Source organism: Sphingomonas hominis (assembly GCF_013328205.1).
GTDB lineage: Bacteria > Pseudomonadota > Alphaproteobacteria > Sphingomonadales > Sphingomonadaceae > Sphingomonas > Sphingomonas hominis.
This window is the reverse complement of the sequence record NZ_JABULH010000002.1, coordinates 624,415-646,198: the sequence shown is the minus strand read 5'-3', so window position 1 is coordinate 646,198 and position 21,784 is coordinate 624,415. Positions and strand designations below refer to the sequence as shown.

Below are 21,784 nucleotides of genomic sequence, written 5' to 3'. Positions count from 1 at the left end.
CGTGAGCATCAAGCAGATGCAAAACCTCTGAATGCTCTCCCGCCGGCATGATCGGCCTTACATCATGCCGAGCGTACTTCGGTCGTTTGACAGCAATCAGGAGGAGAAGCGGGATTTCGGATCAAGTCCGGGATAACGGTGAAAGAGGGTCGGTCGACGTCCGGGCCGACCGAGCGCACTCAGCTAGTGACGAAACAGCCCTCGCCCGCAACCTTCAACCGGCCGCAGATGTCGGCGGCGGCGTTGGCGCTGCCCGCGTTGACGCGCAGGCGATAGACAGTGCGGCCATTGACCTCGGCCTTTTGCACGTCCTTGCCGAGCGGGGCGACGTAGCTGAACCGTTTCGCCACCGCGCTCCACGCAGTGTTGGCGGCCGATTCGGTCGGAAAGGCGCCGAGCTGAACCAGGCTGCCGCCTGAGCCGGCGCCGGGGACGGCCGCGACCGGCGCGGTCATCGGACGCTGCGCGCGGAGCGGCGCGCTGACGGCAGGGACCGACACGCTGGCCGACGTGGTGCCGGCGCGGTCGGGGGTGTCGCTGCCTGCGCGACGCGTGCCGCTGATCGGCGCCTCGGGCACTGCCTTCAGGTCGATCGAACCGTTCGGGTTGGCGCCCGCGCTGGTCGCGATGGCGGTGTCTCCCTCGCCCTCGACCTTCAGACCGCCGGGATCGTCGGGCTTGACCTTATAGTCGCCCTCTTGCGCGGCGATCAGCTCACCCGAGCCACCCGCGCCGCTGCCGACCTGCAAGCGGTAGAGGCCGAAGATCGCCGCGCCGAGCACCAGCACGCCGACGAGCGCGAGCAGCAGCTTGCGCCCCGCACCCGATCCGTGCGGCTCGTCGGGTTCAACCGTTTCCAGCCACGGCAACCGGTCCTCGTCGCGCTCGAACTCGTTCGAGGTCGCCATCAGTGCATCTCCGAAACCGCCTCCACGCCCATGATGGAGAGGCCATTGCGAATAATCTGTCCGATGCCCGCCGCCAAGGACAGGCGTGCGGCGGTGACGGCGTGGTCGTCGGCGATCAGGTAACGCCGGTCGGGCCGGTCGTTGCCGACGTTCCACGCGGCGTGAAACTCGGCCGCCAAGTCGAAGAGATAAAAGGCAATCCGATGCGGTTCGCGCGCCGCCGCCGCGGTCTCTACCACGCGCGGGAATTGTGCCGCGAGCTTCACCAGGGCGAGCTCCTCCGTATCAAGCCGGGACAAGTCGGCACCCTCGGCGCTGATCCCTGCCTCTGCAGCGCGGCGATGGAGCGAGGCGACGCGCGCGTGCGCATATTGGACGTAGAAGACGGGATTGTCCTTCGACGCCTCGACCACCTTGGCGAAGTCGAAGTCCATCTGCGCGTCGGCGCGGCGCGTGAGCATGGTGAAGCGCACGACGTCCTTACCGACCTCGCGCACCACGTCGGCGAGCGTCACGAAATTGCCCGCGCGCTTGCTCATCTTGACCGGCTCGCCTGCGCGCAGCAGCCGCACCATCTGGACGAGCTTGACGTCGAAGCGGGTCTTACCTTCGGTCAGCGCGGCGACCGCGGCCTGGATGCGCTTCACCGTGCCGGCGTGGTCGGCGCCCCAGATGTCGATCAGCTGGTCGGCCGATTGCGCCTTCTGGAAATGGTACGCCATGTCGGCGCCGAAATAGGTCCAGCTGCCGTTCGATTTCCTGATCGGGCGATCCTGATCGTCGCCGAAGCGGGTCGAGCGGAACAGCGGCAGCTCGACCGGCTCCCAATCGTCGGGCGTCTCGCCCTTGGGCGCCTCGAGCACGCCATCGTAGATCAGATCGCGTGCGCGCAGCCAGGCCTCGGCCTCCTCGGGCTTGCCCGCCGCCTGCAGTGCCGCCTCGGAAGCGAACACGTCGTGATGGATGCCGAGCAATGCGAGATCGGCCTTGATCAGCGCCATCATCGCGTCGACCGCGCGGGTGCGGAACAGGATCAGCCAATCGACCTCTGGCGCCGACACGTAGCGGTCGCCGAACTCGGCGGCGAGCGCCTGCCCGACGGGCACAAGATAGTCGCCGGGGTAGAGTCCTTCCGGGATCGCGCCGACATCCTCGCCCAGCGCCTCGCGGTAGCGGATGTGCGCCGAGCGCGCGAGCACGTCGACCTGGCTGCCGGCGTCGTTGATGACGTATTCGCGGATGACGCGATGTCCGGCGAAGGCGAGCAGGTTGGCGAGCGAATCGCCCACCACCGCACCGCGGCAATGGCCCATGTGCATCGGACCGGTCGGGTTGGCCGACACGTACTCGACGTTGACGCTGACGCTCTCGCCCACCGACGAGCGACCATAGTCGGCACCCGCCGCGGCGACCGCGCGCAATTCGTCGCGCCAGGTGTCGTCGCTCAGCCGCAGGTTGATGAAGCCCGGACCGGCGACCTCAGCCGCCGTGACGCTGGGCAGAGCGGACAGATGCGCAACGATCTTCTCGGCGAGCTGGCGCGGGTTGGTGCGCGCGGGCTTGGCGAGCACCATTGCGGCGTTGGTGGCGAGATCGCCGTGCGTGATGTCGCGCGGCGGCTCGACCGTCACGTTGCGGCGGTCGAGATCGGTGGGCAGCTCTCCGGCGGCGACGAGCGCGTCGAGCGCATCGCCCACATGGGCGGCGAAGCGGGCGTACAATGTCATAGCGACGGCGCCTTAGACGAAGGCGCGCGCGCAGGCAAAAGCGTTCCCGCCGCTACGCAGAGCACCGCCCCCAGCGATTGCATCAGGTGCAATCGTTCTGGCGCACAACTCAGTTGCCGATGCTGCGACGCAGCAAATATCCTGCACGGCAATGCTCGACATAGCGGGCACCAGCTTTCAAACGGGGAAACCGACATGCGCCAGATCAAGTTCATCGCCGCCGCCGCTGCCGCCGCGCTCATCTCGACGGTCGGCATCGCTGCCGAGCCGGCTGAGCAGAGCTTCACGCACGAGGGTCACACCTATGTCTACACGCAGACCGCGCGCGACAACGGCAAGACGCTGATCGAGGGTCACGAGGTCGGCAGCCGCGAAAAGTTCCGCCTACTGGTCGACGGCGACCGCGTGCGTGGCACCAGCAACGGATACCCGGTATCGTTCCGCGCCAAGGGCAGCGTCATCGCGAGCGCCGCGGCCGCGAACTGAACCGCGTGATCCGACGACTTGACGGCGTCCGCTCGCACGAGCGGGCGCCGTTTGCGTGTCAGAAGCCTTCGGGCAGGTCGATTGGCCCCACCACCTCGCGGTAGCGCGACACGGCGTAGCGATCAGTCATGCCGGCGATGAAGTCGGCGACATGGCGGCTGAACTGCGGCTCGGCCGCCGGAAGGCGCACGCGCCACTCCTCGGGCAGCAGCGCGGGCTCGGCGTAATAGGCCGCGAACAGCCCGTCGATGACGTGGTCGGCCGCCGCCGCAGCCGCGAGTTGGCGCGGGTGATGGTATAGATTGGCGTACATGAACGCCTTTAGCTGCCGCTCGTCGGCCGCCATCGCGTCGGAGAAGCCGACCAACGCGCGTCCGGCGGCGCGCACGTCCTCAACGCTGCGCACGCCCGCCGCGGCAATACGGCGGCCGGTTTCGGCGATCAGATCGTTGACCATCAACCCGATCTGGCTGCGGATAACCTCGCCGTGCAGCCGATCGTCGCCGAGATCGGCGAAGCGCGCGCGCGCCGATGACCACCCGCGCGCGACCAACGGCACGTCGCACAATTGGTCGATCGACAACAATCCGGCGCGCAGGCCGTCGTCGATATCGTGATTGTCATAAGCGATGTCGTCGGCGATTGCGGCGACCTGCGCCTCCAGCGAGGCGTGGGTTTCCAGCTCCAGACACGCTTCGCGGTCGGCCTCGGCCAGCGCCCACTCGGGCGCGTCGATCGGACCATTGTGCTTGGCGAGGCCTTCCAGCGTCTCCCAGGTCAGATTGAGCCCAACGTGGCGCGGGTACGGCCGCTCCAGCATCATCAGCGTGCGCAGCGTGTGGCCGTTGTGGTCGAACCCGCCCTTGCCCGCCAGCGCGCGCTCCAGCGCATCCTCGCCGGCGTGGCCGAACGGCGGGTGGCCGATATCGTGCGCGAGGCACAGCGCCTCGGTGAGATCCTCGTTGAGGCCGAGCGTGCGCGCGATCGTGCGGCCGATCTGCGCCACTTCGATGCTGTGCGTCAGGCGGACGCGGAAATGGTCGCCGTCGGGCGCCATGAACACCTGCGTCTTATGGCGCAGGCGACGAAAGCTGATCGAGTGGATGATGCGATCACGGTCGCGCTGGAACGCGTCGCGTGGACCTCGCTCCGCAGCGCCCGGCTCCTCGTGCAGGCGACCGCGGCTGCGCGCGGGATCGGACGCGTAGGGGGCGAGTGCGGTCACGCGTTGGTCGCCCGGAAAATACGCGTCACTTGCCGTCCAGCTTGGTCATCTTCTGCCCGGCCTCGCTGGTGAAGGTGAAGGCGGAGACGCCTTGTTTGGACAGCTTGTTGACCATCGCCTGCGCCTCAGCCTGCGTCTTGAACGGACCCGTGACGACGCGGTTGGTGGCGCGCAGCGGGGTCGAGTAGCCGGCACGCCCCGCGAGCAGCGACGATTTCGACTTGGCGCTGGACCACGCCTTCTTCAGGTCGCCCTCGGTCGCGCCGCCCGCGACCTGGATCCAGTAACGCTCGGGATCGGTGCGCGCGGCTTTCTTCTCCTCGGCCGCCGCCTTCTTGTCGGCGAGTGCGTTGGCATCGGCCTTCGCCTTGGCGGCAGCCTGCTTGGGTGTCAGCTTCTTGGTGTCAGCGGCGGGTTCGACCGCGTCCTTCTTGGCCGCGGTGCGCGCGCCACGGCGTGTCGTCGGGGCAACCGCGTCGTCCTCCGTCGCGGCGAGCTCCTTGGTGGTCGCTCGGCGAGTGGTCCTAGTCGCCGGCGCTTCGTCCTTCGACGATAGGGTGGCAGAACCACGTCGGCGCGGCGTCGTGACCGGCTCCGCTGCCGCAGCCTCGACCGGCGTTGGCCGCGAACGCGTGGCGGGCCGTGCGACCTGCTCCGAGTCGGCTGGTTCTCGGCGTTGCTGAACCGCCGCGGCGTTGCGTTCGGCCGCGACCGCTGCCGCCTCAAGCGTTGTGGTCGTGCCCGGCTGCGGCGCAGCATTCGGCATCGGCGCGACACCGAGTTCGGCCGCCGGGATCGAGATATTGGCGACGATGCGCGCCAGGATCGAGTCCTCGCTCTCGCTGCGCGGCGGAGTCGCGGGTGCGGCGGCGAGTTGCGCATTTGCTTGAGGAACGGCCGGCGTGGCGGTCGTACTTATGGCTTGCGCGCCGACCAAATTGTTCGCCTGGGCAGCGGCAGACGCGGCGGGGCCAGGCGACGTGGCCGCGAGGGCCGCGGGACTTGGCACGGTGGTACGCGACTCGGCCGCAGCAGCGAGACCCGCAGGTGCCGGTTGTGCGCTCGTCGGGCGCGCGACAGCGAGCTCGACCGGTGCAGGCGATGGCTCCGGCTGCACGGATCTCGCGGTGGCCGCAAGGTTCGCCGCCGCGACCGGCGAGCTAGCACCTGAAAGCGGCGACGTCGCTGCCGGGTAGGTCGTTGCCGTGCCCGATGGCGCTTGCGCGAATTGCGTAGTGGCTTGTGTAGCCGCTGGCGCACCGGTGACTGTGGGCGGAGCCTGCCGAGCATTGTTCGTGATCGCTGGTGCCACCGCCTGCGCTACCTGCGGCGATCCCGTGAGCGATTGTGACGCCAACGGGCGTTGCGCCGAGACGATGGTCGACGGCGCCGCCGTGGCGACCGGTGCGATGGCCGGCGCGGAGGCTTGCGCGACCTGCGGGTAGGTGGTGACCCTCGGCTGCGTGGATTGCCGCGCATCCCGGCCCCTGCGGCGATCGCGCGCGGTCGGCGGTACCACGGCGGTCTGCGCCGCCACCTGCACCGGCGCAGGGCGACCATATGGATCGGCGCCGAGTGCGGGCAACGGCGGCACCAGCCGCGCATCGGCGAGCCGCTGAGGCGTCGGCGTCACTTCGCCGAAATGAACCGCGAAGGCGCGATCGGCGGGCGATAGCGTCGGCAGACGCGTGAAAAAGGCGGCGAGTCCCGTTCCCATCCCCGCGGGCATCATCGTGGTCGCGATCCGATTGGCGCCGGTCGCATCACCGTTCATCGCCAGAATAAAGGCGCGGGCGCGCCACGCGCCGCGGTCGCTCTTGCGTAGCAGCGCGTCGATCTGCTGCAACGCCTCGTCCTTGCGGCCCGATATGCCGAGCGACAGCGCGTACCGCCGACGCACCTCGTCCTCATTGCCCTGCCCCGCGCGCGCGAGCGCCAGGCGATAGTCGCGCTGCGCGCGTTCCTGCTCACCGATCAGATCGTAGGCGAGCCCGCGATCGTCGGCGAACATGGTCGGCGACAGTCCGGCGCGTTCGGCCTGGTCGAAGTAACGCAGCGCCTCGCCCGGATGCTCACCGTTGACGAGGATGCGCGCGATCCCCGCCTTCACCCGTGCATTGTTCGGATCGATCTGCGACGCGCGCTTGTACAGCGCGGCGGCAGCGGTGGTGTCGCCCAGCTTGGCCGACAGGTCGCCTGCCTCGATCAACGCCGACAAGTCGCGCGGATTGCGCCCGAGTTCGCGCACCAGATCGGCGAGCTTGTCCGCATCGGTGGTACCCGGCAGCGGCTGCACCATGGCTTGTGCGGCGAGCGGCAGCGGCATCGCGGCGCCGGCGAGGAGCAGCGACGCGGAGATAAGCATCGGAAAACGCATGTGATGCAACGCTAAAGCCGCTGCGGACCCAACCGGCAATGACGCGAGTCGAACGGTGCGGCGAAACGAGCCGGAGCGGCGACGAAGCTCACTCCAATGGATCGAACCGTGGCGGGTGCGCCGCCGAGGCGACGCACTCCGCGGTCGGGTTACTGGTTGTTCTGGCGATGCAGGAAGCGCGGCAGGTCGCTTGCCGGTGCATCGGCGGCGGGAGCCTCGCCCGCGCGCGGTGCGCCGCGGGTCGCGTTCTGCATCCGCTCGAACAGCGTGCCACCGAGCTTGACGCGCGGCTGCGGCGGGGTTTCTTCGGCCGTCTCGGGCGCGAGGAAACGGCGACGCTGCGTGCCGGCCTGATCGGCGCCGGACTGCACCGCGGGCGTTGCTTGCGGCACGGGTGCGGTCGGCTCGGGCAGCATCGCTTCGGAGCCGAGCAGCAGTTCGTCGTCGCTGGCGTTGGTTGCGGTGTCGACCTGGCTCTGCGGCACGACGCCCTGCGCCAGTGCATCGCTCGCTACGGCAGGCGCAGACGCGGGTGCCTGCTCGTAACCGGTGTAGCCACGCGGGGCAGCCGAAGCAGCGGGGGCAGCGGGCGCCGGAGCGACGGGCGTCGGGGTCGGCGCGGCGTAGCTCTGCGGCGGTGGGGTCACCGGCTGCGGTGCGGGCTGATAGCTCTGCTGTGGCGCGGGAGCAGGCGCGGGTGCGGCAGCAGCCGGCTCGGCGCGACGCGGCGCGGAGAAACTGAACGGACGCGCAGGCTCGGCTGGGCTCGGGGCGGCGGCGGTGCTGCCGGGCTGTCCGGCGGCACCCGCGCTCTCGATGCCGGTCGCGACGACCGAAACGCGAATCTTGCCCTCCAGGTCAGGGTTGAACGCCGATCCCCAGATGATGTTGGCGTCGGGATCGACCAGCTCGCGGATGTGGTTCGCCGCTTCGTCGACCTCCAGCAGACGCATGTCCTCGCCGCCGGTGATCGAGACGATGACGCCCTTCGCGCCCTGCATCGATACGCCGTCGAGCAGCGGGTTGGCGATCGCCTTTTGCGCCGCGATGATCGCGCGGTCGTCGCCGTCGGCCTCGCCCGTGCCCATCATCGCCTTGCCCATCTCCTGCATCACCGAGCGGACGTCGGCGAAGTCGAGGTTGATGAGGCCGGGCATGACCATCAGGTCGGTGATGCCGCGCACGCCCTGCTGCAGCACCTCGTCCGCCATCTCGAACGCCTGCTTGAACGTCGTGTTGGCATTGGCGACCAGGAACAGATTCTGGTTGGGGATGACGATCAGCGTGTCGACGAACTTCTGCAGTTCCTCGATGCCCGCATCGGCCGACTTGCCACGGCGATTGCCTTCGAAGCTGAACGGCTTGGTCACGACGCCGACCGTCAGGATGCCCATGTCGCGCGCCGCCTTGGCGATGACGGGCGCCGCACCGGTGCCGGTGCCGCCGCCCATGCCGGCGGCGATGAAGCACATGTGGCTGCCCTCGAGCAGCCGCGACAATTCGTCGATCGACTCCTCGGCCGCGGCGCGACCGATCTCGGGCCGCGCGCCGGCACCCAGGCCGCCGGTGATCTTGGTGCCGAGCTGGATCTTCTGCTCCGCCTCCGACGAGCGCAGCGCCTGCGCGTCGGTGTTGGCGACGAGGAAGTTCACGCCCTGCACGTCCGCGCGCATCATGTTTGCGATCGCGTTGCCGCCCGCGCCGCCCACGCCGACGACGGTGATGCGCGGCGTCAGATCGTCGACGTCGGGCGCAATGAATTCGATGCTCATCGCCTGTTTACTCCGGTCACAAGCCCCCGCTTTTTTGATTGTGAACGGGGCGTTGGCTTATTTTTCACATGGATGGTCAACGCACCAGCGAAAACCCACCCGATTCGGCAAACTTGTCAATAATTCGCTTTCGCGGCCTGGATCAGCCGGCGCAATCCCCGCCAGCCCTTGCTGCGGTGAACCGTCTGCTGTTTCGGCGCGACGCCGCGCAGGTCGATCGGATCGGCGGCAGCGAAATAGGCGAGCCCGGCGAGCGTCGCGAAGCCCGGCCCCGCATGCGCCTCGGGCAGGTTGGTCAGCCCGCGCGGCCGCCCGACGCGAACCGAGCGGCCGAGCAGTTGCTGCGCGTAGTCGGCGATACCCTTCAACTCGGCACCGCCGCCGGTGATGACGACTTGCCGACCGACCGGTCCCTCGAAGCGCAATTCCTTGAGCGCGGCTTGCACCTCGCCCATCAGCACCTCGAGCCGCTGGCGGATCACAGCGATCAGCGCTGCCTTGGTGATCTGGAGAGAGTCGTTGTCCTCGACCTCGCTGCGCTCGCGGATCGTCACCATCTCGTGATTGTCGCGCGGCGATGCGTTGGCGGAGCCGTGGAAGCATTTGATCCGTTCGGCCTGCAACCGCGTGGTGCCGAAGGCGGAGGCGATGTCGTCGGTGATGTCCGCGCCGCCGATCGCGATCGATTTGAGCCCCACCAGCATCTCGCCCGCGAACAGCGACACGTTGGTGATGCCTGCACCGATCTCGACCAGCGCGACCCCCAGATCGCGCTCCTCCTGCGTGAGACACGCGAGGCCAGTCGCAACCGGCGCGGCGATGATCGACTTGACCTCCAGATGTGCCGAGCGGACGCACAGGTCGAGGTTGCGGACCGGCGAACCGTCGGCGGCGATGACATGGATGTGGACGCCCAGCCGATCGGCGTGGAGCCCGAGCGGTTTCTTGACGCCGTTCAACCCGTCGAGCGTGTAAAGCGCGGGCTGCGCGTGGAGCACCATGCGTCCCTGCGGATCGATCGCCTGGCGCCCCTCCTGCAATAGCGCGTCGATGTCGGCCTGCTCGATGCGGGTGCCGCCCAGTTCGGCCTCGATGAACGCTTCGTCGCTGACCAGGCCGCCGGCGGAGAAGCCCGCCCACACGTTCTCGATCGACAGCCCGGCGATCCGCTCGGCCTGCTCCACCGCCTCGCGCACCGCGCCCTCGGTCGCCTGCATGTCGGCGATATAACCGCGCTTGACGCCGCGGCTCTCGCGCTGACCGGTGCCGAGCACGATCAGCTCGCCGCCGTCGCCCTTCTGCGCGATCATCGCCGACACCTTCGACGACCCGATATCGAGCGCGGTGATTAATCCTTCCGGTGCCGCTTTCGCCATCTGCTTGAGCCCCCTAGCCCCGTTTGCTCAGACGTCGCCGGCGGCGAGCGGGCGGGCCGCACGCGCTTCGGACGTTTCGGGCGACTCGCTCGGCGCACTTCCTTGCGCGTCCTGCCCCGGCTTGCGCGCGACGAGTTTCGCCGGATCGCGCATGTCGAAGCGCAACCAGCCCTTGCCGAGCAAGGGGCTCGCGCGCTCCATCGCCTCGAACTTGACCAGCGCCGCCTGTGCGCCGTCCTGCGGCAACGCGAGCGTCTCACCGGTCTTGAACGTCAGGTCCCAGCGGCGATTGCCGACCCAGGCGGCGGCCTTGACGCGGCGGCGAAGTGCGGGCGTCGCGGCGAGCAGCGCCTGATACGCCGGCTCCTGCCGGTCGGCACCCGGGCCGATCACCAGCGGCAGATTGGGCATGTTGGCGCGGTCGACCGGCGCGAGCAGACGCCCGCCCGCGTCGATCAGCATGAGCTGGCCGTTGTCCTGCCACACCGCGGCGGGCTCGCGCTCGGTCACGTGGATCAGCAGCCGATCGGGCAGCCGCCGCGAGACGTACGCGTCCTCGATCCAGCCATAAGCGAGCAGCCGCTGGCGCACCGCCTCCAGATCGAGCCGCAGCATCGCGCGCGAGGGTTGTTCGAGTGCGACCGCGTAGACCGTCTCGCGGTCCATCCGCTTCAGCCCAGTAATGTCGACCTGCTCGACGCGCAGCCCCGCGGTCGCCGCCGTCTCGGCTATGCCGATGCCGATCGCGGACGGAATGCCGATCCACGTCGCGACGGCGATCGCCGCCGCGCCGCCCGCACCGAGCAGCGACCACGTCACCGCGCGGCGCAGGAACGCTTCGCTGATCGGCAGCTTGGCGAGCATGCGCTGGCCGAAGGTTTTCTTCGGCGCGGGCTTGCGGCGGTTGACGGTGCGGCGCGGCGCGTTCGCGGGCTCGCGGCGGATCGTGCGCGTCATGGCGCGCGCTTGCCGTGCCGCCCGGCGGCGTCGCGCAGCGCTTCGTCGACGATCGCCTGGACGAGTTCGGGGTAGCTCATGGCGGTGTGGCGCGCCTGTTCGGGGACGAGGCTGAGCGGCGTCATGCCGGGCTGGGTATTGACCTCGAGCAGGAACAAGCCGTCGACGCCGCGCTCGTCGTCCCAGCGGAAATCGGACCGGCTCGCGCCGCGACAGCCGAGCAGTCGGTGCGCGTCGACCGCCAGCGCCATGCACGCCTGCATGATCTCGTCGGGGATCGGCGCGGGGAACAGATGCTCGGTCATGCCGTCGGTGTATTTGGCATCGTAATCGTACCAGCCCGACTTCGGCCGAAGCTCTGTGACGCCGAGCGCGCGCGGGCCGTCCACGCCGCCCAGAACCGCAGTGGTCAACTCGCGCCCGCGCACGTACGGCTCGGCGAGCAGTTCGTCGAACTCGGCCCAAGGGCCCTTCGCATCGCGCGCGATCGGGTTGCCGTAGTTCCCCTGATCGGTGACGATCGCGACGCCGACCGATGAGCCTTCGTTGACAGGTTTGAGCACGTACGGCCGTGCGAGCGGATCGGCGTCGAACACGTCGACCGACTTGACGATGCGCCCGCCGGGCATCGGAATGCCGTGCGGCACCAGCGCCTGTTTCGTCAGGACCTTGTCGATCGCGATCACCGAGGTGGCCATGCCGCTATGCGTATAGGTCAGGCCCATCAGGTCCATCAGCCCTTGCACGCTGCCGTCCTCGCCGGGTGTGCCGTGAAGCGCGTTGAAGACGAGATCGGCGTTCGCCTCCGCCAGTCGCGCCGCGACGTCGCGCCCCATGTCGATCCGGGTGACGCGGTGGCCGAGCGACTCGAGCGCCTCGGCGACGCCCGCCCCCGACGACAGCGACACCTCGCGCTCCGCCGACCAGCCGCCCATCAGCACCGCGATGTGCAACGCCCCGCTCATGCCGCCACGCCCACTCGCTGTATCTCCCATTCGAGCGTCACGCCGCTCGTCGCCTTCACCGCCGCGCGCACCTCCTCGCCCAGCGCCTCGATGTCGGCGCTGGTCGCCTGCCCGACGTTGAGCAAGAAGTTCGTATGCTTGTCGCTGACCTGCGCGTCGCCCAGGCGCTTGCCGCGACAGCCGGCCTGGTCGACCAGCGCCCAGGCCTTGTACCCGTCGGGGTTCTTGAAGGTCGAGCCGCCGGTCTTAGAGCGCAGCGGCTGCGACGCCTCGCGCGCGGCGGCGATACGGTCCATCTCGGCCTGGATCGCTGTGGGCTCGCCGGGCCTGCCGCGGAAGGTTGCGGCGATCACCACCGCGCCATTGGGCAGTTCGCTGTGCCGATAGGTGTAGCCGAGCTCGTCGAGCGACAGCGTGCGGCGCTCGCCCGAGCGGAGCACCACCTCAGCCTCGATCAGCACGTCCTTGACCTCGCGCCCATAGGCGCCGCCGTTCATCCGCACGAAGCCGCCGACGGTGCCGGGGATCGAGCGCAGAAATTCTACGCCCGCGATCCCGGCGTCACGCGCGGTCGAGGACACGAGAATGCCGCTCGCCCCGCCGCCGCAGCGAAGGGTAGTCGCGTCGAACGCCTCGACGCGCGCGAACGGCTTGCCGAGACGCACGACGACGCCGGGCACGCCGCCGTCGCGCACGATCAGGTTGCTGCCGAGCCCGAGCGCCATCACCGGAACCGCGGGATTGAGGTCGCGCAGGAACGCGGCGAGATCGTCGGCGTCGGCGGGTTCGAACAGCCACTCCGCCGCGCCGCCCGCCTTGAACCAGACCAGCGGCGCGAGCGGCGCGCGCGGGGTCAGCCGACCGCGGACCCTAATATCCTCCCCGGCACGGGGAGGGGGACCGCCAGCCGCAGGCTGGTGGTCGAGGGGGCTCTCCACGGGCGACACCGCCAGAGGCAGGCCCCCTCCACCAGCTTCGCTGGTCCCCCTCCCCGTGCCGGGGAGGATATCACCGACTGCCATCACCGGCGCGCCTCGACTGCAGGCGCGAGGCCGGCGGCCCATTTGGTGATGTCGCCTGCGCCGAGGCAGATCACTTGATCGCCTCCACGTACCTCAGCGGCCAGCGCATCGGCGAGCGCGTCGGCATCCGCGACCGTGTGCACATCGCGGTGACCACGACGGCGTAGGCCAGCCACCAGCGCCTCGGCATCGACGCCCTCGACCGCGGCCTCGCCCGCGGCGTAGACCGGCGTCACGTACACCGCGTCGGCGTCGTTGAACGCGCCCTGAAAGTCCTCCATCAGATTGCCGAGCCGAGAGTAACGGTGCGGCTGTACCACCGCGATCACGCGCCCCTGCGCCGATTCGCGCGCGGCGGCGAGCACGGCGCGAATCTCGACCGGGTGGTGGCCGTAATCGTCAATGATGGTCGCGCCAGCTACCTCACCGACCTTGGTGAAGCGACGCTTGACCCCGCCGAACTTCTCGAACCCGCGCTGGATCGTCGCGTCGCCGATGCCGAGTTCGAGCGCGACACCGACCGCGGCGAGCGCGTTCTGCACATTGTGGCGGCCGGGCATCGGAAGGTCGATCCCCTCAATCGAGCGCGTGGTGCCGTCGCGCGAGCGGATCAGCGCTTCGAACCGGTTGCCGCCCGGATAAGGCACCACGTTGACGCCGCGCACGTCGGCCGAGGCCGCAAAGCCGTAGGTGACGATCCGCCGGTCGCGCACGCGTGGGATCAGCGCCTGCACTTCCGGATGGTCGAGGCACAGCAACGCCGCGCCGTAGAAGGGCACGTTCTCGACGAACTCGACGTACGCGTCCTTCGCGCGCTCGAAACTGCCGTAATGGTCGAGATGCTCGGGATCGATGTTGGTGACGACCGCGATCGTACCGTCCAATCGCAGGAAGCTACCGTCGCTCTCATCCGCTTCGACCACCATCCAGTCCGACGCGCCCAGCCGCGCGTTCGAGCCGTAGCTGTTGATGATCCCGCCGTTAATGACGGTCGGGTCGACCCCGCCCGCGTCGAGCAGCGCCGCGACCATTGAGGTCGTCGTCGTCTTGCCGTGCGTGCCAGCGACCGCGACCGTTGATTTCAGCCGCATCAGCTCGGCGAGCATCTCGGCGCGGCGCACCACCGGCACGCGGCGGTCGAGCGCGGCCTCGACCTCGGGATTGCCGCGCTTCACCGCGCTCGAGGTGACGACCACCGCGGCATCGCCCACGTTCTCGGCCGAATGACCGATCGTCACCGGGATCCCCCGCGCGCGCAGCCCTTCGACCACGTAGCCTTCGGCCACGTCGCTGCCCTGCACCGAATAGCCGAGGTTGTGCATCACCTCGGCGATGCCCGACATGCCGATGCCGCCGATGCCGACGAAGTGGATCGTGCCGATGTCGGTCGCGACGCCCTTCACGCAAACGCTTCCTTCTGCTGCACCCGCCCGACGTGGACCGGCGCGGGCGGCGCATCGAGGCTCTCGACCAGATCAGCGAGGTCGCTGACCGCGTCGGGCATCCCGCAGGCGCGCGCGCGACCGGCGGCATTCTCCAGCGCGGCAGGATCGAGCCCGAGCTTCTGCATCTGCTTGGCGAGCTCGGTCGGGGTGAACTGCGGTTGCGGGATCGTGCGCGCGCCGCCCGCTTCGGTGATCGCGCGCGCGTTGGCGGTCTGGTGATCGTCGGTCGCACCCGGCAGCGGCACGAGGATTGCAGGGCGTCCCGCGGCGGTCAGCTCGGCGATGGTCGACGCGCCCGCGCGCGCGATGACGAGGTGCGCCCAGGCGAGCTGCTCGGGCATGTCGGGCAGATAGGTTGCAAGGTCGGCGGCGATCTCAAGGCTCGCATATTTCTCGCGCGCGGCGTCGATGTCCTCGATGCGCGCCTGATGCGTCACCTGCAACCGGCGGCGGAAGGCGACCGGCAGCATCGCGAGGCCGTCGGGCACGACCTGGCTCAGCACGCTCGCGCCCTGGCTGCCGCCGGTCACGAGCACGCGGAAGATACCGTCCTCCTCCAGCAACGGGTATGGGCGGCTGCGCAAGTTCAGCACCGCCTCGCGCACCGGATTGCCGACGAGCTGAACCTTGCCAGCATAAGCAGGCTTCAACCGCTCGGTGTTGGGATAGCTGGTCGCGATCGCGTCGACGCGGCGCGCGACCAGGCGGTTGACGCGGCCGAGCACGGCGTTCTGCTCGTGCACCGAGGTCGGGATGCCGGCCGCGAAGGCAGCGGAGAGCGCGGGGAAAGCGGGATAGCCGCCGAACCCGACCACCGCGGCTGGCTTCAACGAACGGTAGAGGTCGCGCGCGGTGCGGCGGCCCTCGACCATCTGCTGCGCCGCCTTCGCCCAGCCGATCGGTCCGCCGGCGAAGCGGCCCGCGGGGATGACGTGCGTCTCCACCCCGTCGAACAATCCGGGAAAGCGCACGCCGCGCGCGTCGCTGACCAACGCGACGCGGTGGCCGCGGCGCTTCAACTCGGCGGCGAGTGCGGCGGCGGGAACCATGTGGCCGCCGGTGCCGCCAGCCGCAAGGACGAAGGAACGCGCGCGCGTCATGCGGCACTCCAGCGGTTGATGTAGGGACTACGCATCAGGAACGGGTTGCGCCGGGTGAACGCCAGGAGCAAGCCCATCCCGATCGACAGCGCGACCATCGACGACCCGCCGTAGCTGATGAACGGCAGCGTCATGCCCTTTGACGGCGCGAGCCCGGTGTTGACCGCCATCGAGACGAGCGCCTGCGCACCAAATTGCACCGCTAGGCCGGAGCCCGCCAGCAGCTTGAAACTGTCCTGCTCGTCCAGCAGCTTGACGAACACGCGCACGACGATCGCGAGAAAGACGAGCGCCACGATCATGCACGCGATCAGCCCGAATTCTTCGCCGATGACCGAGAAAATGTAATCGGTATGCGCCTCAGGCAGCCCGAACTTCGCGCTGCCGCCGCCGGGACCGGTGCCGAACCAGCCGCCGGCGGTCAGCGTGTTGTGCGCGGCGTTGGTCTGGAAATGGTCGCTCGCGCCCTCGCCCTCGATACCGGGGAACAGGAACGCGTCGATGCGATTTCGCGCAGTGCCGTAGAAGACATAGGCCGCAACGAGCCCGACCGGCACTAGCGCCAGCAATCCGACAATTGTCCGCGTCGGCGTGCCCGCGATGATGATCAGCGCGAGCCAGATCGAGCAGAAGATAATCGTTTGCCCGAAATCGGGCTGTAGCATCAGCAGCACCGCGATCGCGCCGGTGATGCCGGCGGTGATGATGGTGGCGGGCAGTTCCTCGTCACGTGCCTTCAACGACAGCAGATAGGCGATGGTCACGACGAAAAAAGGTTTGAGGAACTCGGACGGCTGGAATTGCGCGAAGCCGAAGCCGATCCAGCGTCGCGCACCGTTGACGGTCACGCCCGCGATCGGGGTGAGCGCCAGCAGCGCGACGCACACCCCTGCCCCGACCAGCGACATGCGCCGGGCAAGCGTGACCGGCAGCATCGACACGCCGAACAGCACCGGCAACGCAACCGCCACCCAGATCACCTGACGCCAGAAATAGTGCAGCGGTGTGAATTTCAGATGCTCACCCGAGTAGCGCACCGCGGTTGCGGGCGACCCGGCAGCCACCGCGATCAGCCCGATCGCGATCAGGAACAGCGCGAGCAGCAGCAACACGCGGTCGATGTCCCAGAACCACGTGCCGAGCGGCGACGGATCGCCGCGCCCGCCGCGCCCCTGCAAGCGCCCTCGCTTGATCGCCTGCATGTCGTTCATGCTGCTGTTCCTACGCCATACACACTGATCTGCGCCACGCTCATGCCAGCGCCTCGACCGCTTCGCGGAAGGCGCGGCCGCGATGTTCGTAATCGCGGAACTGGTCGAACGAGGCCGCGGCGGGCGACAACAGCACCACCTCGCCGCGCACTGCCTCCTGTGCGGCAAGCTTCACCGCACGCTCCAGCGTCTCGACCTCGGCAACCGGCACGTGCAGGCGCAGGACGTCGGCGAAGCGCGGCCCCGCCTCACCGATCGTGTAAGCGCGCGCCACGTGGCTAAGATGCGGCAGGCAGGCGTCGAGATCGTCGCCCTTCGCGCGCCCCCCGACGATCCAGTGGACGCGCGGGAAAGCGGCGAGCGCCGGCGCGGTGCTCTCCGGATTGGTCGCCTTGCTGTCATCGTACCAGGTCACGCCGCCGAGCGTGGCGACGCGCTCCATGCGGTGCGGCAGGCCGGTGAAGCTGGCGAGCGCCTGCTCGATCGCGTCCTCCGCGATGCCGAGCGCCCGCGCGGTGGCGATCGCGGCGGCAGCGTTCTGCGCATTGTGCGGGCCTTGGAGTGCAGGCCAGCCGGACTGGTCGAGGCCGTTGTCGCCGATGCGGATCGCACGCTTGCCCAGCGTTGCGGCGATGCGCGCCGATGCCTCCTCGCCGGTGCCAACGACGGCGACCTGCCGTGCCGACTGCATCGCGAACAATCGCGCCTTCGACGTGGCGTAGGCCTCGAACCCGTCATAGCGGTCGAGGTGGTCGGGCGTGACGTTCAGCAGCACCGCGACTTCGCAATTGAGCGTTTGCGTCAGGTCAATCTGGTAGCTCGACAGCTCCAGCACGTAGACGCCCCCCTCGCGCAACGACTCCTGCGCCAGGATTGGCAGCCCAATGTTGCCGCCCATTAGCACCGGCAGCCCGCCCGTCTCGCAGATGTGACGGATGAGCGCGGTGGTGGTCGACTTGCCGTTGGTGCCGGTGATGCCGACGACCTTGTGCCGCGGCAACTCAGGCCGCGCCTGCGCGAAAAGTTCGATGTCGCCGATGATCGGCACCCGCGCCATGCGCGCCTTGGCCGCGAGCGGGTGCGTGTTGAGCGGTATGCCGGGCGAGACCACGAGCGCGTCGAAGCTAGAAAGGTCGACCGTATCCAAGTCGGCGATCCGCGCTCCGTCGAAGCCTTCGCGCTTCGTCGCGTCACCATCCCACGCCACCACCTCGGCACCCGCCGCCAACAGCGCACGCACCGTTGCCGCCCCCGACCGCGCAAGCCCGAGCACCGCGTAGCGCTTCCCCGCCCAGGCGCGTGCCGTGATCATCTGAGCTTCAGCGTCGACAGACCGGCGAGCGCCAGCACGAGGCTAATGATCCAAAACCGGATCACGACCGTTGGCTCGCTCCAGCCGAGCTGCTCGAAATGATGGTGGATCGGCGCCATACGGAACACGCGCTTGCCGGTGCGCTTGTACACCAGCACCTGGATGATGACGCTCAGCGCCTCGACCACAAACAGCCCGCCGATGATGCCGAGTACGATCTCGTGGTGCGCGACCACCGCCATCGTGCCTAGCGCGCCGCCGAGTGCAAGACTGCCGGTATCGCCCATGAAGACGGCGGCGGGCGGCGCATTGTACCACAGGAACGCGAGCCCCGCCCCCACCACCGCGCCGCAGAAGATCGCGAGGTCGCCCGCGCGCGGCACGTGCGGGATGCCGAGATAGTCGGCGAACTTCACGTTGCCCGCCAGATACACGATCACCATGAACGCGACCGAGGCGATGATGACCGGCATCGTCGCCAGCCCGTCCAGTCCATCGGTCAGGTTCACCGCATTGCCGAACGACACGATCACGAAGGCGGCGAATAGCGGGTAGAAGTAACCCAGTTCAACGTAGTAGCGGTTGGTGAACGGCAGGTAGAGCGCGGCGCCATTCTCCTGCATGATGATCCACGCTGCGACGCCGGCAATGGCGAACTCCAGCAACAGCCGCACACGACCGGGCACGCCGGCAGTGCTCGCCTTTCGCACCTTGTCGTAATCGTCGAGGAAACCGATCGCGCCGAAGCCCAAGGTCACGAACGCGCATGCCCAAACGAACGGGTTGCGGAAATCCATCCACAGCAGCACCGACAGCGACATGCTGGTCAGGATCATCAGCCCGCCCATCGTCGGGGTGCCTCGCTTGGCCAGGTGGGTCTGCGGGCCGTCGGCGCGGATCGGCTGACCCTTGCCCTGGCGCACGCGCAGCCAGCCGATGAACTTGGGTCCAATGACCAGCCCGATCAGCAGCGCGGTTGCGACGGCGGCACCGGCACGAAACGAGAGATAGCGAATGAGGTTGAGCGCGCCCGGGAACCCCAGCTGCTCGGCAATCCAGTACAGCACTTAACTCTTCCCGCCGGGCATGGGGCCGACGAGCCCCGCGACGACGCGCGACAGTCCGACCCCGTTCGATCCTTTCACGAGCACCGCGTCACCGGGCGCGATCAGGCGTCGCGCTTGTTCCAGTGCCGTTGCGGCGTCGGGCACATGGACGAAATCGACCTGTCCCTCAAGCGCTTGCGCCAGCGCGCTCATCGCTTCGCCGACCAGCACGGCCGCTTCGACGCGCGCGGCGAGCACCGCGGGGGCGAGCCCGGCGTGATAGTCGGCGCCCTTGTCGCCAAGCTCGCGCATCTCGCCCAGCACCGCTACGTGACGCCCCGGCTGATCGCCCAGCACCGCCAGTGTCGCCGCAACGGAGGCGGGGTTGGCGTTGTAGCTCTCGTCGATCAGCAGCGCGGTGCCGTCGCCCGCCGCGATCTCGATCCGCGCGCCGCGCCCGGCGAGCCCGCCGAGTTCCGCCAGCGCCAGCCCGGCTAGCGCCAGGTCGCCGCCGACCGCGTCGACCGCGGCCAGCACCGCTAACGCGTTCGAGACCCAGTGTGCGCCCGGCTGCGACACGGTCAGGCTCAGTTCGTGCGCGCCGACGCGTGCGGTAACAAAGGTGCCGCCGTGGCTCGCGCGCGCCATCTCCAGCGCGTGGACGTCCGCGGCGCGGTCGAGCCCGAAGGTGACGATCCGCGACGCATGAGGTTCGGCTGCGGCGATCAGGCGGTCGCGGTGCGGGCTGTCATACGGCACGATCGCGACCCCGCCCGGCTCCAACCCGCCAAATATCTCGCCTTTCGCGTCGGCGATCGCGGCCTCGTGCGGGAAGAATTCGGTATGCGCGGGTGCGATCGCGGTGACGAGCGCGACGTGCGGGCGCACCAGCGTCGTCAGATGCGCGAGTTCGCCCGGATGGTTCATCCCCATCTCGAGCACCGCATAATCGCTTTCGCGCGGCATCCGCGCGAGGCTCAAGGGCACGCCGGTGTGATTGTTGTAGCTCTTGACCGAGCGGTGCGCGCTGACCGACGGCGAGCGATCAAGCGCGGCGAACAACGCCTCCTTGGTCGAGGTCTTGCCGACCGAGCCGGTGACGCCGATCACCTTGGCCGACGTGCGCGCGCGCGCGGCGCGGCCGAGGTCTTCGAGCGCCGTGAAGGTGTCCGACACCTCGACCGAAGGATGCTTCCCCGCACGCGAGACGAGCGCACCTGCCGCGCCCTGCGCGAACGCGCCATCGAGGAAGCGATGACCGTCGGTCGTCTCGCCGGTCAGGGCGACGAACAGGTCATTTGGCCCCACCTCACGCGAATCGAACGCGACGCCCTCAACCGCAAAGTCGGCGCTGGCGCGGCCGTCCGTCGCGGCGGCTATCTCGGCGGCGGTCCACAGGCTCACGCGGCCACCTCGCGCGCGACCGCCACATCGTCGAACGGCAGCACCATGTCACCGACGATTTGTCCCTGCTCGTGCCCCTTGCCCGCGACCAGCACGATGTCCTCAGGCCGCGCGAGCTCCACCGCGTGCGCGATCGCGGCGCGACGATCGCCGATCTCGGTGGCGTCCGGCACACCCTCCAGCACGTCACGGCGGATTGCCGCCGCATCCTCGCCGCGCGGATTGTCGTCGGTGACGATCACCACATCGGCTTGCGCGGCCGCGACCTTGCCCATCGGCGCGCGCTTACCCTGATCGCGGTCGCCGCCGGCGCCGAAGACGAGGATCAGCCGCCCGGTGACGTGCGGGCGCAGCGCCGCAATGGCCGCCTCGAGCGCGTCGGGGGTGTGCGCGTAATCGACGTAGATCGGTGCGCCGGACGTGGCGATCGCCGCGCGCTCCAACCGGCCGCGCACCGGCTGCAACCGCGCGAGCCCGCCAAGCGTCGCCGCCGCGTCGCCGCCCGTCGCGATGACCAGCGCCGCCGACAGCAGCGCATTCGCCGCCTGATATCCGCCGATCAGCGGCAGGTTGACGCGGTGCTCGGTTCCGTCGGCAGTGGCGATCACCAGCCCTTGCCCGAGCAAGGTCGGCGTGCGTGCAACGAGGCGCAGGTCGTCGCCGTGCTCGCCTACCGTCATCACCCGGTTGCCGCGCTCGCGCGCGAGGTCGATCACGCGCTCGGACTGCGGATCGTCGGCCCAAACGACCGCGGTGCCATCGTCGGCGAGCACTTCGGAGAACAGCCGCAGCTTGGCGGTGAAATAGGCTGCCATGTCGCCGTGGTAATCGAGATGGTCGCGGCTGAGATTGCTGAATGCCGCCGCGGCCACACGCAGTCCCTCGGTGCGATACTGGCTGAGCCCGTGGCTCGACGCCTCGAACGACAGGTGCGTCACGCCCTCGCGCGCCAGCCCGGCGACGTTCGACAAGAAGGTGACCACGTCGGGCGTGGTCAGCCCCGTCAGGACGCGCTCGTCCGCGGTGGTGACGCCCAGCGTCCCGACCGAGGCGGCGTGATGCCCTGCCATGCGCCACAATTGCCGCGTCATCTCGACGCACGAAGTCTTGCCGTTGGTGCCGGTCACCGCGACCGTCACCGGCGGAAACGGCGCGAAGAAACGCGCGGCGAGCTTCGCGAAATACTCGCGCGGTGAATGGTCGGCGATGTGGAGCGCGCCCTCGACCCGCGCCTCGGGCCGCGCGACGACCGCGATCGCGCCAGCCTCGATGGCGGCGGGGATGAAGTCCTCGCCGTTCACGCGCGCGCCCTCGAACGCGCCGAAGATCGTACCGGGCGCGACTTTGCGATGGTCGATCGCGAAACCGGTGACGGTTGCGTCACCTGCCGCGCCGGCCGTATCGGTCAGGGCCGACAATTTCATTCGCCCTGCCCCTTCAATCGTTCAACT

Annotated in this window: 17 protein-coding genes; 1 reads left to right on the top strand and 16 read right to left on the bottom strand. The window is 69.0% G+C overall.

Annotation, left to right across the window (positions count from 1 at the left end):
* Positions 1 to 179 precede the first annotated feature (179 nt).
* Positions 180 to 908 carry an SPOR domain-containing protein gene (locus tag HRV97_RS08160; RefSeq protein WP_174193712.1) on the bottom strand — a complete coding sequence of 243 codons (729 nt, stop codon included), beginning with the start codon at positions 906 to 908 and terminating at the stop codon, positions 180 to 182.
* A complete protein-coding gene (gene argS / locus HRV97_RS08155; protein WP_174193710.1) occupies positions 908 to 2,635 on the bottom strand; it encodes an arginine--tRNA ligase in 1,728 nt (575 codons plus the stop codon). The genes HRV97_RS08160 and argS overlap by 1 nt, the downstream gene beginning before the upstream one ends.
* A 195-nt stretch (positions 2,636 to 2,830) precedes the next feature.
* Between argS and HRV97_RS08150 the strand changes: the two genes are divergently transcribed.
* The gene (locus HRV97_RS08150; protein ID WP_174193708.1) at positions 2,831 to 3,121 is read left to right on the top strand and encodes a hypothetical protein; all 291 of its coding nucleotides are present in this window, start codon (positions 2,831 to 2,833) and stop codon (positions 3,119 to 3,121) included.
* A gap of 58 nt (positions 3,122 to 3,179) precedes the next feature.
* On the opposite strand, the gene HRV97_RS08145 is transcribed toward HRV97_RS08150, so the two are convergent.
* The 14 genes from HRV97_RS08145 to HRV97_RS08080 form a co-directional block, all read right to left on the bottom strand.
* Entirely contained in the window at positions 3,180 to 4,346 is a 1,167-nt protein-coding gene (locus HRV97_RS08145) for a deoxyguanosinetriphosphate triphosphohydrolase (RefSeq protein WP_174193707.1), read from the bottom strand.
* Between the two features lie 25 nt (positions 4,347 to 4,371).
* On the bottom strand, positions 4,372 to 6,723 hold the full coding sequence (locus HRV97_RS08140) for an SPOR domain-containing protein (protein ID WP_174193705.1): 2,352 nt from the start codon (positions 6,721 to 6,723) through the stop codon (positions 4,372 to 4,374).
* Positions 6,724 to 6,872: 149 nt separating this feature from the next.
* A complete protein-coding gene (ftsZ, locus tag HRV97_RS08135; RefSeq protein ID WP_174193704.1) occupies positions 6,873 to 8,495 on the bottom strand; it encodes a cell division protein FtsZ in 1,623 nt (540 codons plus the stop codon).
* 116 nt (positions 8,496 to 8,611) lie between these two features.
* On the bottom strand, positions 8,612 to 9,871 hold the full coding sequence (gene ftsA, locus HRV97_RS08130; RefSeq protein WP_174193703.1) for a cell division protein FtsA: 1,260 nt from the start codon (positions 9,869 to 9,871) through the stop codon (positions 8,612 to 8,614).
* A 27-nt stretch (positions 9,872 to 9,898) separates the two neighbouring features.
* On the bottom strand, positions 9,899 to 10,828 hold the full coding sequence (locus HRV97_RS08125) for a cell division protein FtsQ/DivIB (RefSeq protein WP_174193702.1): 930 nt from the start codon (positions 10,826 to 10,828) through the stop codon (positions 9,899 to 9,901).
* Positions 10,825 to 11,793 (bottom strand): D-alanine--D-alanine ligase, encoded by a 969-nt coding sequence (locus HRV97_RS08120; RefSeq protein WP_174193701.1) that lies wholly within the window; start codon positions 11,791 to 11,793, stop codon positions 10,825 to 10,827. The genes HRV97_RS08125 and HRV97_RS08120 overlap by 4 nt, the downstream gene beginning before the upstream one ends.
* A complete protein-coding gene (gene murB, locus HRV97_RS08115; protein WP_246248594.1) occupies positions 11,790 to 12,815 on the bottom strand; it encodes a UDP-N-acetylmuramate dehydrogenase in 1,026 nt (341 codons plus the stop codon). The genes HRV97_RS08120 and murB overlap by 4 nt, the downstream gene beginning before the upstream one ends.
* Positions 12,815 to 14,218, bottom strand: a complete 1,404-nt coding sequence (gene murC, locus HRV97_RS08110) for a UDP-N-acetylmuramate--L-alanine ligase (RefSeq protein WP_174193700.1) — start codon at positions 14,216 to 14,218, stop codon at positions 12,815 to 12,817. The genes murB and murC overlap by 1 nt, the downstream gene beginning before the upstream one ends.
* Complete coding sequence (gene murG / locus HRV97_RS08105) at positions 14,215 to 15,360, bottom strand: undecaprenyldiphospho-muramoylpentapeptide beta-N-acetylglucosaminyltransferase (protein ID WP_174193699.1); 1,146 nt, start codon at positions 15,358 to 15,360, stop codon at positions 14,215 to 14,217. The genes murC and murG overlap by 4 nt, the downstream gene beginning before the upstream one ends.
* Positions 15,357 to 16,571 (bottom strand): FtsW/RodA/SpoVE family cell cycle protein, encoded by a 1,215-nt coding sequence (locus tag HRV97_RS08100; RefSeq protein WP_174193697.1) that lies wholly within the window; start codon positions 16,569 to 16,571, stop codon positions 15,357 to 15,359. The genes murG and HRV97_RS08100 overlap by 4 nt, the downstream gene beginning before the upstream one ends.
* Before the next feature lie 40 nt (positions 16,572 to 16,611).
* On the bottom strand, positions 16,612 to 17,883 hold the full coding sequence (gene murD / locus HRV97_RS08095; RefSeq protein WP_174193695.1) for a UDP-N-acetylmuramoyl-L-alanine--D-glutamate ligase: 1,272 nt from the start codon (positions 17,881 to 17,883) through the stop codon (positions 16,612 to 16,614).
* Positions 17,880 to 18,950 (bottom strand): phospho-N-acetylmuramoyl-pentapeptide-transferase, encoded by a 1,071-nt coding sequence (gene mraY / locus HRV97_RS08090; RefSeq protein WP_174193693.1) that lies wholly within the window; start codon positions 18,948 to 18,950, stop codon positions 17,880 to 17,882. The genes murD and mraY overlap by 4 nt, the downstream gene beginning before the upstream one ends.
* A complete protein-coding gene (locus tag HRV97_RS08085; RefSeq protein WP_174193691.1) occupies positions 18,951 to 20,333 on the bottom strand; it encodes a UDP-N-acetylmuramoyl-tripeptide--D-alanyl-D-alanine ligase in 1,383 nt (460 codons plus the stop codon). It lies immediately after the preceding gene.
* Positions 20,330 to 21,757 (bottom strand): UDP-N-acetylmuramoyl-L-alanyl-D-glutamate--2,6-diaminopimelate ligase, encoded by a 1,428-nt coding sequence (locus HRV97_RS08080; RefSeq protein WP_174193689.1) that lies wholly within the window; start codon positions 21,755 to 21,757, stop codon positions 20,330 to 20,332. The genes HRV97_RS08085 and HRV97_RS08080 overlap by 4 nt, the downstream gene beginning before the upstream one ends.
* Positions 21,758 to 21,784: the final 27 nt, after the last annotated feature.

Coding starts and splice junctions, on each gene's coding strand:
- HRV97_RS08160 (WP_174193712.1), bottom strand. CDS start 908: ATGGCGACCTCGAACGAGTTCGAGCGCGACGAGGACCGGTTGCCGTGG.
- argS (WP_174193710.1), bottom strand. CDS start 2,635: ATGACATTGTACGCCCGCTTCGCCGCCCATGTGGGCGATGCGCTCGAC.
- HRV97_RS08150 (WP_174193708.1), top strand. CDS start 2,831: ATGCGCCAGATCAAGTTCATCGCCGCCGCCGCTGCCGCCGCGCTCATC.
- HRV97_RS08140 (WP_174193705.1), bottom strand. CDS start 6,723: ATGCGTTTTCCGATGCTTATCTCCGCGTCGCTGCTCCTCGCCGGCGCC.
- ftsZ (WP_174193704.1), bottom strand. CDS start 8,495: ATGAGCATCGAATTCATTGCGCCCGACGTCGACGATCTGACGCCGCGC.
- ftsA (WP_174193703.1), bottom strand. CDS start 9,871: ATGGCGAAAGCGGCACCGGAAGGATTAATCACCGCGCTCGATATCGGG.
- HRV97_RS08125 (WP_174193702.1), bottom strand. CDS start 10,828: ATGACGCGCACGATCCGCCGCGAGCCCGCGAACGCGCCGCGCCGCACC.
- HRV97_RS08120 (WP_174193701.1), bottom strand. CDS start 11,793: ATGAGCGGGGCGTTGCACATCGCGGTGCTGATGGGCGGCTGGTCGGCG.
- murB (WP_246248594.1), bottom strand. CDS start 12,815: ATGGCAGTCGGTGATATCCTCCCCGGCACGGGGAGGGGGACCAGCGAA.
- murG (WP_174193699.1), bottom strand. CDS start 15,360: ATGACGCGCGCGCGTTCCTTCGTCCTTGCGGCTGGCGGCACCGGCGGC.
- HRV97_RS08100 (WP_174193697.1), bottom strand. CDS start 16,571: ATGAACGACATGCAGGCGATCAAGCGAGGGCGCTTGCAGGGGCGCGGC.
- murD (WP_174193695.1), bottom strand. CDS start 17,883: ATGATCACGGCACGCGCCTGGGCGGGGAAGCGCTACGCGGTGCTCGGG.
- HRV97_RS08080 (WP_174193689.1), bottom strand. CDS start 21,757: ATGAAATTGTCGGCCCTGACCGATACGGCCGGCGCGGCAGGTGACGCA.